This window comes from Xanthobacter oligotrophicus, assembly GCF_008364685.1.
Classification (GTDB): domain Bacteria; phylum Pseudomonadota; class Alphaproteobacteria; order Rhizobiales; family Xanthobacteraceae; genus Xanthobacter; species Xanthobacter oligotrophicus.
In genome coordinates this window covers 368,218-381,726 of sequence record NZ_VTTL01000004.1, presented here as the reverse complement: position 1 = coordinate 381,726, position 13,509 = coordinate 368,218, and the positions used below count along the sequence as shown (strand labels likewise).

The window sequence follows — 13,509 nt, the reverse complement described above, 5'->3', positions numbered from 1 at the left end:
TCGTCCCTCGGTCTTATCGTTGGGGCACCACTTTCGAGGTACCCGATCCGAGGCACGCTGGCGGGCTATTTCGCCAGCACCTCGATTTCCTGGTTCTTACCGGCTTCCACCTTGATCTCGCGGCTGAAATTCTTGCCGTCCTTGCGCGCGATGGCGGTGTAGTCGCCCTCCGACAGCACGAAGGTGGGGAAGGCGCCGATGGATTCCTTGATGGTATCACCGCCGGGGGTGATCACCGTCCACTGGGTGTCGGCCTGCGCCTCGCCGCCCGCCACCTTCACCAGCTTCAGCATGATCTGCGCGGCACGGTGATGCACGGTGGCGTCGGTGAGCTTGCCGGGGGCGACGGTGACGTCCGCGCGCACCACGGCATTGGCGTCACCATAGGTGGACACCACGTGATAGGTGCCCTCGGGCAGCAGCACCACCTCGCCGGCGCCGGCGCCGCGATAATAGGGCTGGCTGGAGGTGCGGCCCTGCAGGAACGAGCCCTCGAAGATGTCGAAGGTCAGCTTCTGGGCGGGGATGGGCTTGTCGTCCACGTCGGCGGACAAGCGCAGGGCGCCGGCCGGCACGTCGAACGCCTGGCGGCGCGAGAGCGGCCCCATCTGCACCCGCTGGGCGAGCGTGGCGAAGCCGTAGGACACGTGGACGATATAGCCGCCCGGATTGAGGAAGAAGACCGGCGTCGCCTCGGAGCTTTCCGCCACCAGCGGGAAGGCGCCGGTGCTTTCCGGCTGGTCGGCGAAGACGCGCCAGACGAGGCCGCGAGGGATCGCCGCGCCATCGGCCCCGAACCGGGCAAACACGCCAAGCGCCGCCTTGCCGGGTGGCGCCTGCGGCAGCACCGCATGGGGCTCGCGGCTCGACGGGGCGGGAGCGGGAGCGCCACCACCGCCGGGGGCCTGGAACGCCGGGCGCGGCGCGTTGGGCGGGGTCTGGAACGGCCCGGCCGGCGGCGGCGCGGCAGGGGGGCCGAGGAACTGCATGGTTTGCGCAGCGGCATCGCGCGGGGCGGCGAGCACCGGCGCGGCCACGGCCAGCACGGCGCACGCCAGCGCCGCAAGCCGCAGCCCCCGGCGGCGCGGCACAGGGCAGCGAACGGCGGGAGAGCGGCCAAAAGCGCGGGCGAAGCGGATCATGTGTGCTGACGTGCACAATATTCGGGGCGGATTCAAGTCGGCGCCGTTGCGTCAGCTTCGTCCCGCCGCGCCGGAACCGCGCGATCGCCGTCAGGGGAAATGACATTACGCCGGGATTTTCCGGCCACGCCTTTGCCGGCCCGCACCCTGTTCAAACCGGCGGCACTTGCCCTTATGGTGCCGCTCTACCCGCCTTGCCTCTCTCCATTCTTCAGCAGAGCCATTGCCCCATGCCCGACGCTCTCGAACTCCTCGCCACCCGCCGCTCCTCCCGCGTCATCGACCTGGTCGAACCCGGCCCGTCGGCGGACGAGCTGGACACCCTTCTCACCATCGCCTCCCGCGTGCCGGACCATGGCAAGCTGGCCCCCTGGCGCTTCATCGTGTTCGAGGGCGAGGGCCGCGCGCGTGCCGGCGGCAAGCTCGCCGAGGTGCTGGCGGCGTCCGATCCCGGCGTGTCGGAGAAGCGGCTGGAGGACGAGCGCGGTCGCTTTCTGCGCGCGCCGGTGGTGGTGGCGGTGGTCTCGCGCGCCGCCCCGCATGTGAAAATCCCGGAATTCGAGCAGCTCATGTCCTCGGCCGCCGCCTGCCAGAACCTGCTGATCGCCGCCGCCGCCCTCGGCTATGGCGCCACCTGGCTCTCCGAATGGCCGACCTATGATGCCGAGGCCCGCGCGGCGCTGGGCCTGGACACCTTCGAGCGCATCACCGGCTTCATCTATATCGGCACCGCCACCCAGAAGCTGGAAGACCGCCCCCGCCCCGACCTCGCCGCCGTGGTGACGCGGTTCTGAAGGCTCACTCGTCCGACAGCGGGTGCAGGTCGCGGACCATGCTTTTCAGCCGCTCGTCGAGGACGTGGGTGTAGATCTGGGTGGTGGAGACATCGGCATGGCCGAGCAGGGTCTGCACCACCCGCAGGTCGGCGCCGTGTGCCAGCAGATGGCTGGCGAAGGCGTGGCGCAGCACATGGGGCGACAGCTTCGCCGGATCGAGCCCCGCCGCCAGCGCCAACTCCTTCAGATCCCGCGCCGCCTGCTGGCGGGTGACGTGGCCGCTCTCGCTGCCGGACGGGAACAGCCAGCGCGAGGCCTCCAGCCCCGCCGCCCGCCGCGCGGCGAGGAAGGCCAGCATGGCCACCTTCGCCGGTCCCGAGAGTGGGACGAGGCGCTCCTTGCGCCCCTTGCCGGTGACAAGGATGGCCTCGCCCTGCGCCCGCGCGGCAGCGGCGGGCAGCGCCACCAATTCCGACACGCGCAGCCCGCTGGCGTAGAGCAGCTCCACCATGCAGGCGACCCGCCGCAGCCGCAGCATTTCGGCCCGACCCGCCTTCGCCGCGCCGGCTGCCGGCTCCGTCCCCTGCCCCTCGCCCCCCTGCCCCGCATTCAGGCTCGCCTCGGCTTGGGCGGCGCGCGAATGGGCGGTGTCGATGAGGCGGGTGACCTCCGCCACGCTCAGCACCTTGGGCAGGGGCCGGCCGCGCTTCGGGCCTTCCAGCACGGCGGCGGGATCGTCGGCGCGATGGCCCTCGGCGAACAGGAAGCGGTAGAACTGGCGCAGGGCCGACAGCCGCCGCGCCACCGTGGTGGCGGCAAAGCCGCGGGCGGACAGGTCCGCCAGATAGGCGCGGATCGCCGATGTGTCGGCCTCGGCGAGGCGCACCGGGGCGAGGAATTCGGCAAGGTCGGTGAGATCGCGGCGATAGGCGTCGAGGGTGTTGGGCCCGCCGCCGCGCTCGATCGCCTGCATGTCCAGGAACAGCGCCAGCGGTCCCGATGCGGCCAGCCCCTTCTTGGACGACCCCTTTTCAGGTGCCCCGTTTTCGGAAGGCCCGTCTTGGGGCGGCCCATCTTGGGGCAGCCCTTCACCGCTCATTTGCCGATCTTCTCGGCCGGCACGGTAAAGGTGATTTCGCGCTGCTGCGGCTCCACCTTGTTGGCGAGCGCCCACATGGCCGCATAGACGAGGCCGCACAGCACGGCCAGGACCGCCAGCAAGCGGAAGAGCGTCGGCACCTTCGCCTCCTCGTGCCGGGCCGCGAATCGACCCGCGCGGCCCCTCATGCCGAGAGGTGCCACGCCGGGCCGTCTTGTTCAACCGCATTGCCGGCTCGCGTTGCGGATGCTAGAGCCGCACCCGTCCGGTCCGCCGTTCGCGCGCAGGTTTGTATGCGCACGGCCATGCCGCCGCAGCGAGGAAGGCGCGGGTGCAGACCCAGAACATCCCCCCGTCCCGCAAGGACACCGAGACCAGCGAAGCCGGGACCAGCGAAGCCACCCAGGCCGCGCCCGCCGGCGTGACGCCTGTTCCGGCGATTCCTGCCCCGGCGATTCCTGCCCCGGTGACGCCTGCCGACATGGTCCATCGCCTCGGGCGCCGCTCCATCGTGCTGGTGGGCATGCCGGGGGCTGGCAAGTCGTCGGTGGGCCGCAGGCTCGCCAAGCGGCTCGGCCTGCCTTTCGTGGACGCCGACGAGGAGATCGAGCGCGCCGCCTGCATGAGCATTCCGGAAATCTTCGCCCGCCGCGGCGAGGTGGAGTTCCGCGAGGGCGAGAAGCGGGTGGTGGCACGGCTGCTCCAGTCCGGTCCCAGCGTGCTCGCCACCGGAGGCGGCGCGTTCATGAATGGCGAGACCCGCGACGCGGTGGCCCGCCAGGGCGTCTCCGTCTGGCTGCGCGCGGACCTCCACACCCTGCTCAAGCGCGTGAAGAAGCGCACCGACCGCCCCCTCCTCGCCCAGGGCGACCCGGCGGCCAAGCTCGCTACCCTGCTACAGCAGCGCGGCGACACCTACGCCCTCGCCGACGTGATCGTGGACAGCCGCGACGTGGTGCACGAGATGGTGGTGGAAGAGGTGATTGGCGCGGTGCACCGCCATCTCATCCAGTATCCCGAAGGGACCCGTTCCATGTCCGCCCCCCTTGGCCCCGCCTCCCTTGGTCCCGCCGATCTGGCCCATGCCGAGCCCGAGCCCCTGCCCATGGGCGACATTACCCGCAGCACCGTGCGCGTGGACCTGGCCGGGCGGCCCTACGACATCTATATCGGCCCCGGCCTGCTGGCCGAGGCGGGCACCCATGTGACCGCGCTGCGCAAGGGCGCGCGGGTCGCCATCGTCACCGATGCCAACGTGGTGGCCGCCGGGCACCTGAAGACGGTTCAGGAGTCGCTATCCGCCGCCGGCATCGACCATACCGCCATCGTGGTGGAGCCGGGCGAGAAGACCAAGGGCTGGCCCGGCCTCCAACAGGTGGTGGAAGGGCTGATTTCCGCCCGCATCGAGCGGCGCGACCTGGTGCTAGCGCTGGGCGGCGGCGTGGTGGGCGACCTCGCGGGCTTCGCCGCCTCTGTGCTGCGGCGCGGGGTGGACGTGGTGCAGGCCCCGACCACCCTGCTCAGCCAGGTGGATTCTTCCGTCGGCGGCAAGACCGGCATCAACTCGCCCCAGGGCAAGAACCTCGTCGGCGCCTTCCACCAGCCGGTTCTGGTGCTGGCCGACACCGCAGCCCTCGATACCCTGCCCGTGCGCGAAGTCCGCGCCGGCTATGCGGAAGTGGTGAAATACGGCCTGCTCGGCGACCGCTCTTTGTTCGAGACGCTGGAGCGCGACTTTGCCGGCGTGATCGGCGGCGGACCGGAGCGCATCTCGGCTGTGGCGGCAAGCTGCATGGCCAAGGCCGCCATCGTCGCCCGCGACGAGAAGGAAACCGGCGACCGCGCCCTGCTCAATCTCGGCCACACCTTCGGCCATGCGCTGGAGGCCGGCGCCGGCTATTCCAGCCGCCTGCTCCACGGCGAGGGCGTCGCCATCGGCATGGCGCTGGCCTTCGCCTTCTCGGCGCGGCTCGGCCTGTGCCCGGGGCAGGACGTGACGCGGGCGGTGCGGCACCTCGAAGCCGCCGGCCTACCCACGAAGATTTCCGACGTGCCGGGCGAATTGCCGGACACCGACGGGCTGATGACCCTCATCGCCCAGGACAAGAAGGTGAGCCGCGGCGCGCTCACTTTCATCCTGGTGCGCGGCATCGGCGAGGCCTTCGTCGCCAAGGACGTGAATCCGGACGAGGTCCGCGCCTTCCTCGCGGAAATGCGCTGAGGCGCTCCCCTTCTAAAACCGCTTCTCCGGCCAGCGGCACAGATCGGCGATGATGCAACGGCCGCATTCGGGCTTGGCCGCCTTGCAGATGTAGCGGCCGTGCAGGATCAGCCAGTGGTGGGCGTGCAGCTTGAAGCGGTCGGGGATGCGCGCCTCAAGGCCCAGCTCCACCGCCAGCGGCGTCGGGCCGGGCGCAAGGCCGGTGCGGTTGGCCACCCGGAACAGATGGGTGTCCACCGCGATGGTGGGCGCCCCGAAGGCGATGTTCAGCACCACATTGGCGGTCTTGCGGCCCACCCCCGGCAGCGCCTCCAGCGCCTCGCGGTCGCGCGGTACCACACCTGCGTGGCGCTCCAGCAGCAGGCGGGACAGCTCCACCACATTCTTCGCCTTGCCGCGATAGAGGCCGAGGGTGCGGATGTGGCGGGCCACCTCCTCCTCCCCGAGCGTGACCATGGCGGCGGGCGTGGCGGCGGCGGCGAACAGGCCGGTGGTGGCCTTGTTGACCCCCGTATCGGTGGCCTGCGCCGAGAGCACCACCGCCACCAGCAGGGTGAAGGCATCGGTGTGGTTGAGTTCGCCCTTGGGCTCGGGATCCTGCGCCTCGAAGCGGGTGAAGGCCTCGGCGATCTCCTCCTCGCTCCAGGCGACGAGCGTCTTGCCGTGGGCGGCAGCCGCCGCATTGGCCACTGCCTTGTTGCGGCGGGGCGCGGGGCTGGGCGGCAGGGGCACGGCCGGCTTGCGCTTGCCGGAGAGGGCGGGTTTGGCGGCCAGCTCGGCCGGAGCCTTGGTGGTGCCCTTGGTCACGCCTGTGGTTGCGCCGGTCCCTGCCTTGGCCTTCGCTCCGGGCTTGCTCCCCCCCGTCGCGGCTTTCGCCGCCGGCGAGACCGGCGCCTGTCCGGAGGGGGCGGCCTGCGCGCCACGTGGCTTGGCCGATGCGGGGGCACCGGACTTGGCGTCGCCGGACTTGGCGGCCCCAGACTTGGGAGCACCAGGTTTGGCGGCAGCTGCCTCGGACGCAACGGAAGGTTTGGGCGGGGAGATCTTGCGCGGCATTTTTCCGGTATACTGGTCGCCAATGCCCCAAGCCAGCGACCGTGATACCGCACCCGAAGGGGATGCGGGCTCGCCCGAAGAGCCCGTCGTCTATGCGGTGACGCTTGCCCCGCATCGCTCGCTCACCCCGCGTGGCTTTCGCCTGGTGATGATGGGCGTGGGTGGCGTCAGCCTCGTCACCGGGCTCGCCTTCCTCGCCATGGGGGCATGGCCCATCTTCGGCTTCTTCGGCCTCGACGTGCTGCTGATCTATGTGGCCTTCCGCGCCAGCTTCCGCTCGGCGCGGGCGCGCGAGCACATCCTGGTCACCCCCAGCGTCATCGAGGTGCGGCGCGAGCCGGCGCGCGGACGACGCACCATCACCCGACTCAACCCGTTCTGGACCCGCCTGACGCGGGAGGACGACGAGGACCATGGCACGCTGGATGTCGCCCTCGTCAGCGGTCCGCGCACAGTGCCGGTGGGGCGCTTCCTGGGGCCGGACCAGAAGGCCGAGCTGGCGAGCGACCTGTCCCACGCCCTGTCGGTGGTGAAGAAGGGCGTGCCGCGCAATTCGTTCTGAGCGCGCTCAAAGGAACGGCCGCAGCACAACGCCCAGCAGGCCGCGAAAGCGCAGCCGGCCCTCGAAGGCGGCAAGGCAGATGCAGGTGCCGTCGTCATCCACGCGGGGCGAATGCTCCACGTCCCCGTCCGCCTCCACCAGGTCGCCGGCACCGTAATGGCCGGACGGATCGCTGAAGCCGCCGCAGATGACGTGGGTAAATTCCGTTCCAACGTGGGTGTGCCGGGGAATGGCCCGGCCCGGCCCGATCTGGAACAGGAAGACATTGGACTGCCCGTCCTCGGGCACATGCACCCGCCCCATGCGCACGCCGGGCGCCACCGGCATCATGGCACCGATGCGGCGGGAGGTGAGCGGCCGGGGCAGGCGGACGCCCTCCGGCAGCATCAGCCCTTCCGGAAGGCGCGGCACGGCGGCCGGGCCGGAGAATGCGGCCTCCAGATGATCGCGCCGCGCATCTCCGCCCCTCAGGTCCCCGGACACGGGCGGGGGACCAAGCCGCGCCAGGGTACGGGCGAAGGCGTCGCCGGCGAGGGCCGCCGGCTCGGCCGCATCGAGCAGCGCCCCGCCCACCGCCTCGAAACGGCGCACCGCCGCGCGGCAGTGCGGGCAGCCCTGGAGATGGATCTCCACCAGCAGGGCCGGCCCGGCCGGCAGCGTGCCGGCCGCATAGCGCAGCAGGGCCGCATCGCCGGGATGGGAATGGACGCTCATTTCAAATCTTCCAGCAGCGTGCGCAGGCGGCTCAGCGCCAGGCGGACGCGCGACTTGGCGGTGCCGAGCGGAATGCCCAGCTCCTGCGCGATCTGCGAATGGGGCTTCTCCTGAAAGAAGGAGAGCCGGACGATGGTGGCCTGCTCCTCGGAGAGCTTGGCAAGGGCCGCCCGCACCCGCGCCTCGCGCTCGGCGCTCATGAGGATGGTCTCGCCGGAGGTCTCGTCGGCCTCCTCGTCCGCAGCGTCCACATCCACCGTGCTCATGTGGCGCTCGCGGCGCTTCAGGTCGATGGAGAGGTTGCGGGCGATGGTGAAGATCCAGGTGGAGGCGGCGGCGCGCGTGGGGTCGAAATAGGACGCCTTGCGCCACACCATCAGCAGCGTTTCCTGCGCCAGCTCCTCCGCCGCGTTGGCGGAGAGGCCGCTGCGCATGAGGAAGGCCTTCACCCGTGGCGCGAAGTGGCGGAACAGGAGGGCGAACGCCTCGCGGTCCCCGGTGCGGGCGATGGCGACGACGAGAGCGCTCATGTCGGCTCCGGCGCGGGGCTCGGGTGCGGCAGCGCTCATGGCTGGCAACCCGGCAGGGGTTCCGGCCGCCGCGACCGCAAACAGTGCGCCCGCACGCGCGCTGCCGAGCGAACGCGCCCGGGGCGACGGCAGGAGAGGGGAAACCAACAGGCTGGGCTCGGCGACATCCATGCACTCGATACGAAGCCCGGACGCGATCGGATGATACGAGCCCCCGAATGCGCCGCGCGCGCTTCGACCTTAGCCGAGACCCCGAACGGCCTCCATCAACGTCAGCGTGACCCAAAGCATTTTCCGGCCAATGGGATGACGCCCTCATGAGACTGGAGCACTCGCCGCAGGTAGCGGACGACGGCAACAGCGCCAGCTCGCGTGTTGACATTACTGTCCGACGCGAACCGGAGACCCTGCCCACCCGAGGCAGCGCCTGATCGGGCCACGGCTTCACGCCGGCAAAGATTCCAGCACAGCCCCGGACCCCGCGCGGCGCGGCGGCGTTGCCTCCTCGCGGGCACCTTGAGCCGGGCTGGTGCCGCACGTCCCGCTCGGGCACAAACACACCGCTGCGGCAATGAAATCGGGGGGGCGATGCTGGATCAGGTTCATGGTGTGCAACTGGAGGACGCCTCGGGCGGTCCCCAGGCCGGCGGCCCCTCCCGCCGGGCGGCCTTCGGCCTCGATACCCTCAACCTGTTCCTGGCGGATGTGCGCGACGGCCTCGGGCCCTACCTCGCCATCTATCTCATCGCCGTGCGCGGGCCGGACCAGGGGTGGAACGAGGCCACGGTGGGCCTCGTGATGACCATCGCCGGCCTCGTCGGGCTCATCGCCCAGACCCCCGCCGGCGCCCTGATCGACAACAGCCGGAACAAGCCGGCCATCATCATCGGCGCGGCGCTGGCGGTCACCCTCTCCTGCCTCGCGCTGCCGCTGACCTCCAATTTCTACCTCGTCACCGGCACCCAATCCCTCGCCGCCGTCGCCGGGGCGATCTTTGCGCCCGCCCTGTCGGCCATCACACTTGGCCTCGTGGGGCCGAAGGCATTTTCACGGCGCATCGGGCGCAACGAGGCCTTCAACCACATGGGCAATGCCCTGGCGGCGGCCATCGCGGCGGGAACCGCCATCCTGTTCGGGCCCATCGTGGTGTTCTGGCTGATGGCCGCCCTCGCCGTGCTGAGCATCGGCGCCATGCTGGTGGTGCCGCGGGCGGAGATCGACGACACCCGGGCTCGCGGCCTCGCCCACGAGAGAGACGACGCGGAGAAGCCCTCCAGCCTCGGCGTGCTGCTGGCCAACCGCACGCTGCTGCTGTTCGCCGTGCTGTGCTTCCTCTTCCACCTCTCCAACGCCGCCATGCTGACCTCCACCGGCCAGTTGCTCACCAAGGTGGTGGGGAGCGAGCAGGCGACCTCCCTGATCGCCCTGTGCATCGTGGTCGCCCAATGCGTGATGGTTCCCGTCGCCGTCATGGTGGGCGCCAAGGCCGACGCCTGGGGCCACAAGCCCATCTTCCTCGCCGCCTTCGGGGTGCTGGCCCTGCGCGGCGCCCTGTATCCGGTCTCCAACGACCCGTACTGGCTGTTCGCGGTGCAGTGCCTCGACGGCGTCGGCGCCGGCATCTATGGCGCGCTGTTTCCCGTGGTGGTGGCCGACCTGACCTACGGAACCGGACGCTTCAACATCAGCCAGGGTGCCATTGCCACCGCGCAGGGCCTCGGCGCCGCCCTGTCGGCGTCGCTGGCGGGGGTGACCATCGTGTGGGCCGGCTATTCCGCGGCCTTCCTCACCCTCTCGGCCATCGCCGCCCTGGGCTTCGTGATCTATGCCGTGCGCATGCCCGAAACCGGCCGCAGCATCTGAGCGGGGCTGTGGCCGCGCGCCGGTGCATTCCGCCCGGCGAGGCAAGAGGAGGCCCCGCCTCCTCCCGCCTTGGACAGAGCGCGCTATGCGACCAGATCGCGGCGCAATCCGATCGGCGCGCGCGCCGGCGTCAGTATTCGATCACGCCTTCCAGAGCGTAGTGCTTGACGCTCTTGCGGTTGGCGATCAGCTCGTCGATGGAGGGCTCGCCCTTGATGGCGCGGGAGATGGCGAGCTTGGTCGCCTCGTAATTGGTGCGGTAGAGGTCGGCCTTGTCGAGGTCCGGGTCCTCGGCACAGCGCGGATCGAGCCACACCATGATGATCATGGCCAGTTCGTCCACCTCGTCCTTGGGCAGGATACCCTCGCTGACGCAATCGATGATGGCGTCCCCCATGGCCGCCTGCACCACGCCGCCGAGGAGATCCACATACTCGGCGGTGTGGATGGTGGCCTTGGTGGTCATCATGGTCAGCGGGCGCACCAGCTGGTTCAGGTCGCGCACCACGAACATGCGGGTGTGGCCCTGCACCTGCCCCATCATGGAGGCGACCGCCTGCCCCACCGGGCCGCGCACGGAGCCGATCAGCACTTCCGGCATGGCATCGGTGGCCTGCCCCTCCGCCGCCAGAACCGTCGCTTCACCCGCCTTGAACCAGATATCGGTCATGTTTTCCTCCTGTTTGGGACGGCACAGAAGCACCCCGCTGCCGCCCCGTCCACGGCGACCCAGCGTCGCTGCGCCCGATGGCACCCGGACGCTTTGTCCACCGGCCCAAAACCGGCGAAAACCAAGGCGTGGCCGTATTTATTCGCCTCTTGACTCGGCTGGACTCTAGACAACAGCCCTCCGATTCGATTCCAATGGGCTCGATTCGGAGAGATGCGGCACGTCCCTCCAGATCTAGGACGTGGGGGCTCAAGAGCAGTAGGCCGCTCGACGCCCCCGGACACCCGGAGGAGACCGGCGATGGCACGCGCCAACGCTGCGAGCGTAGGCGCGCGCGACCAAGCCATTCGAGGTCTGGCACGGTCGATCGCGCGCCCTGCCTACCAGCGCCTGCTCGATGCGGAGCCGGTCCTGCGCAGGATCGTCCCGGCGCTCATCGTCACCTTCCTGGTGGTGATCGGGGTCGGCGCGGTGGTGCAGATCCACGCCCACCGGGTGGCCGAGCTCAACAACGCCAAGGACGATCTCTCCCTCCTCGCCCTCGCCACCGCCGAGGGCCTGACCCTGCGCGCCGGCAATTCCCTCGCCCGCGTGCCCTCCGCCCTGGAGGAGAGCCTGCCGCCCCGCGCCACCGAGAGCGGGCGGCGCGCCTATGTCACCGACGCCCAGGGCCGCATCATCGCCTCCGCGCCCCGCACCGAGGCGCCGGCCAGCCTTGCCGACCTGATCGACCCGGCCCAGCCCCTCGTCATCTTCGCCGAGCGCGCCGGCGTGCTGGAGGTGCCCTTCGGCACCGGCACGGCGCTGGCCACCGTGCGCAACCTCAACGCCCCGCTGGGGCAGATCGTGTTCCTCCAGCCCACCGAGCGGGCGCTGGCGGCCTGGTCGGATTCCACCACGCTGACGGTGACCCTGTTCACCACCACCGGCACCGTGCTGCTCATTCTCGGCTTCTCGTTCCACTGGCAGGCGAGCCGGGCGCGCGAGGCGGACGCCATCTACGACACCGTGCGCCGGCGCATCGACACCGCGCTCAACCGCGGCCGCTGCGGCATGTGGGACTGGGACATGGCCCGTGGGCGCATGTACTGGTCCGACACCATGTTCGAGATCCTCGGGCTGGAGCGCAAGGACGAGCTGGTGTCCTTCGGCGAGATCGCCAAGCTGGTGCATCCCGACGACGGCGACCTCTACGAGCTGGCCCAGGAGCTGGCCGAGCGGCCGGGCACGCCGGTGGACCGGGTGTTCCGCATGCGCACCGCCAAGGGCGACTTCGTATGGCTGCGCATGCGCGCCGAAGTGGTCCAGCAGCAGGGCGAGGACGGCCCCCACCTCATCGGCATCGCCATGGATGTCACCGAGGCCCAGCGCATGGCCGAGCGCACGGTGACCGCCGACATGCGCCTGCGCGACGCCATCGAGAGCATTTCGGAAGCCTTCGTGCTGTGGGACAGCCAGAACCGGCTGGTGCTGTGCAATTCCAAGTTCCAGTCCCTGCACGAGCTGCCCGACGAGGCCATCCACGCAGGCACCCCGTTCGAGACCATCGCCTCGGTGGGCCGCCACCCCATCACCCGCACCCCGCTGAAGCCCGAGGACAAGCCCGAGGAGGGCTCGCGCGCCTTCGAGGCCCAGCTCTCCAACGGCCGCTGGCTGAAGATCGCTGAGCGCCGCACCAAGGACAACGGCTACGTCTCGGTGGGCACCGACATCACCACCATGAAGCGCCATGAGGAGCGCCTCATGGACAACGAGAAGCGCCTGATGGCGCTGGTGGCGGACCTGCGCAAGTCCCAGCAGACCCTGGAGCACCAGGCCCAGCAGCTGGCGGAACTGGCGGAAAAGTATTCGGAAGAGCGCAACAAGGCCGAGGACGCCAACCGCGCCAAGAGCGAGTTCCTCGCCAACATGTCCCACGAGCTGCGCACGCCGCTCAACGCCATCATCGGCTTCTCGGAGATTATGGAGAGCGGCATGTTCGGCCCGCTCGGCTCGGAGAAATACGCCGAATACTGCACCGACATCAAAGGCTCCGGCACCTACCTCCTCGACGTCATCAACGACATCCTCGACATGTCGAAGATCGAGGCCGGCCGCATGCAGCTGGAGGTGGAGGACCTGGCCCTCGACGACATCATCGCCGACGCCCTGCGCGTCACGGCCGTGAACGGCGACGAGAAGAACATCGACATGACCATGGCGGCGGCGCACAACCTCGCCATCAAGGGCGATCGCAGGGCACTGAAGCAGATCCTGCTGAACCTGCTCTCCAACGCGGTGAAGTTCACCCCCGAGGGCGGCAACATCGCGGTGAAGGCGCGCATCAACGGCGCGGCGGCGGTGATCGCCATCGAGGATACCGGCATCGGCATCGCCAAGGACGCGCTGGCGCGGATCGGGCGGCCGTTCGAGCAGGTGGAGAGCCAGTTCACCAAGACCCACAAGGGCTCGGGCCTGGGCCTCGCCATCGCCAAGTCACTGGTGGAGCTGCACGGCGGCGCCATGCGCATCCGCTCCGTCGAGGGGCGCGGCACCACCGTCATCGTCCGCCTGCCGGTGAACGGCCGCGCCGCCAACTCCAACGAGACGCCGCGGCTGGCCGCGGTGATGTGAGCGGACGCTCGGACCGACGGCCCCGGTCTCAACCGTTGTCGTTGCCGCCGCGCCCGATCCCGCCCGCCAGAAGCCGCAGCAGGAAGCCGAGGCGCGGCAGGTAATCCAGCGTCCCGTCCGCCCCACCGGCCCGGCGGACGGTCCGAGACCACCAGCGCCGGCCCCTCCACCGCCAGCCCCGACATCCCGCTCGGCTCCCGGCCCTGCCCCGCTCCATCCGCCCCTTGCGGGCCGCCCGCCCCTGCCGTTAAGCCTGGAGCCAT

12 protein-coding genes are annotated in these 13,509 nt (G+C 70.3%); 5 read left to right on the top strand and 7 right to left on the bottom strand.

The features are described 5' to 3' along the window. Positions 1-65: 65 nt before the first annotated feature. Positions 66-1,142, bottom strand: coding sequence for a hypothetical protein (locus FZ033_RS08725; RefSeq protein WP_149575753.1), 1,077 nt, complete (start codon positions 1,140-1,142; stop codon positions 66-68). A 230-nt stretch (positions 1,143-1,372) separates the two neighbouring features. On the opposite strand from FZ033_RS08725, the gene FZ033_RS08720 reads away from it, so the two are divergent. Next, entirely contained in the window at positions 1,373-1,936 is a 564-nt protein-coding gene (locus FZ033_RS08720; protein WP_149575752.1) for a nitroreductase family protein, read from the top strand. A gap of 4 nt (positions 1,937-1,940) precedes the next feature. On the opposite strand, the gene FZ033_RS08715 is transcribed toward FZ033_RS08720, so the two are convergent. Both FZ033_RS08715 and FZ033_RS08710 read right to left on the bottom strand, forming a co-directional pair. Next, entirely contained in the window at positions 1,941-3,017 is a 1,077-nt protein-coding gene (locus FZ033_RS08715) for a site-specific tyrosine recombinase XerD (protein ID WP_149575751.1), read from the bottom strand. Then, positions 3,014-3,157 (bottom strand): potassium-transporting ATPase subunit C, encoded by a 144-nt coding sequence (locus FZ033_RS08710; protein WP_149575750.1) that lies wholly within the window; start codon positions 3,155-3,157, stop codon positions 3,014-3,016. Before FZ033_RS08710 ends, FZ033_RS08715 begins: the two co-directional genes overlap by 4 nt. 341 nt (positions 3,158-3,498) lie before the next feature. On the opposite strand from FZ033_RS08710, the gene aroB reads away from it, so the two are divergent. Further along, positions 3,499-5,238 (top strand): 3-dehydroquinate synthase, encoded by a 1,740-nt coding sequence (gene aroB, locus FZ033_RS08705; protein ID WP_149575814.1) that lies wholly within the window; start codon positions 3,499-3,501, stop codon positions 5,236-5,238. A gap of 12 nt (positions 5,239-5,250) precedes the next feature. On the opposite strand, the gene nth is transcribed toward aroB, so the two are convergent. Then, positions 5,251-6,045 carry an endonuclease III gene (nth, locus tag FZ033_RS24280; RefSeq protein WP_408068470.1) on the bottom strand — a complete coding sequence of 265 codons (795 nt, stop codon included), beginning with the start codon at positions 6,043-6,045 and terminating at the stop codon, positions 5,251-5,253. Between the two features lie 271 nt (positions 6,046-6,316). Between nth and FZ033_RS08695 the strand changes: the two genes are divergently transcribed. Next, complete coding sequence (locus FZ033_RS08695) at positions 6,317-6,856, top strand: DUF2244 domain-containing protein (RefSeq protein WP_149575748.1); 540 nt, start codon at positions 6,317-6,319, stop codon at positions 6,854-6,856. Between the two features lie 6 nt (positions 6,857-6,862). On the opposite strand, the gene FZ033_RS08690 is transcribed toward FZ033_RS08695, so the two are convergent. Together FZ033_RS08690 and FZ033_RS08685 are read right to left on the bottom strand one after the other, a co-directional pair. After that, the gene (locus tag FZ033_RS08690) at positions 6,863-7,570 is read right to left on the bottom strand and encodes a ChrR family anti-sigma-E factor (protein ID WP_149575747.1); all 708 of its coding nucleotides are present in this window, start codon (positions 7,568-7,570) and stop codon (positions 6,863-6,865) included. Continuing rightward, complete coding sequence (locus tag FZ033_RS08685; protein ID WP_232847385.1) at positions 7,567-8,100, bottom strand: sigma-70 family RNA polymerase sigma factor; 534 nt, start codon at positions 8,098-8,100, stop codon at positions 7,567-7,569. Before FZ033_RS08685 ends, FZ033_RS08690 begins: the two co-directional genes overlap by 4 nt. 588 nt (positions 8,101-8,688) lie before the next feature. Here FZ033_RS08685 and FZ033_RS08680 point away from each other — a divergent pair. Beyond that, positions 8,689-9,963: an MFS transporter gene (locus tag FZ033_RS08680; RefSeq protein WP_232847384.1), complete on the top strand. Its 1,275-nt coding sequence runs from the start codon at positions 8,689-8,691 to the stop codon at positions 9,961-9,963. Between the two features lie 130 nt (positions 9,964-10,093). On the opposite strand, the gene fae is transcribed toward FZ033_RS08680, so the two are convergent. After that, a complete protein-coding gene (gene fae / locus FZ033_RS08675) occupies positions 10,094-10,633 on the bottom strand; it encodes a formaldehyde-activating enzyme (RefSeq protein WP_149575745.1) in 540 nt (179 codons plus the stop codon). A gap of 300 nt (positions 10,634-10,933) precedes the next feature. Between fae and FZ033_RS08670 the strand changes: the two genes are divergently transcribed. Beyond that, a complete protein-coding gene (locus FZ033_RS08670; protein WP_188079387.1) occupies positions 10,934-13,246 on the top strand; it encodes a sensor histidine kinase in 2,313 nt (770 codons plus the stop codon). The last annotated feature ends 263 nt before the right edge of the window (positions 13,247-13,509 follow it).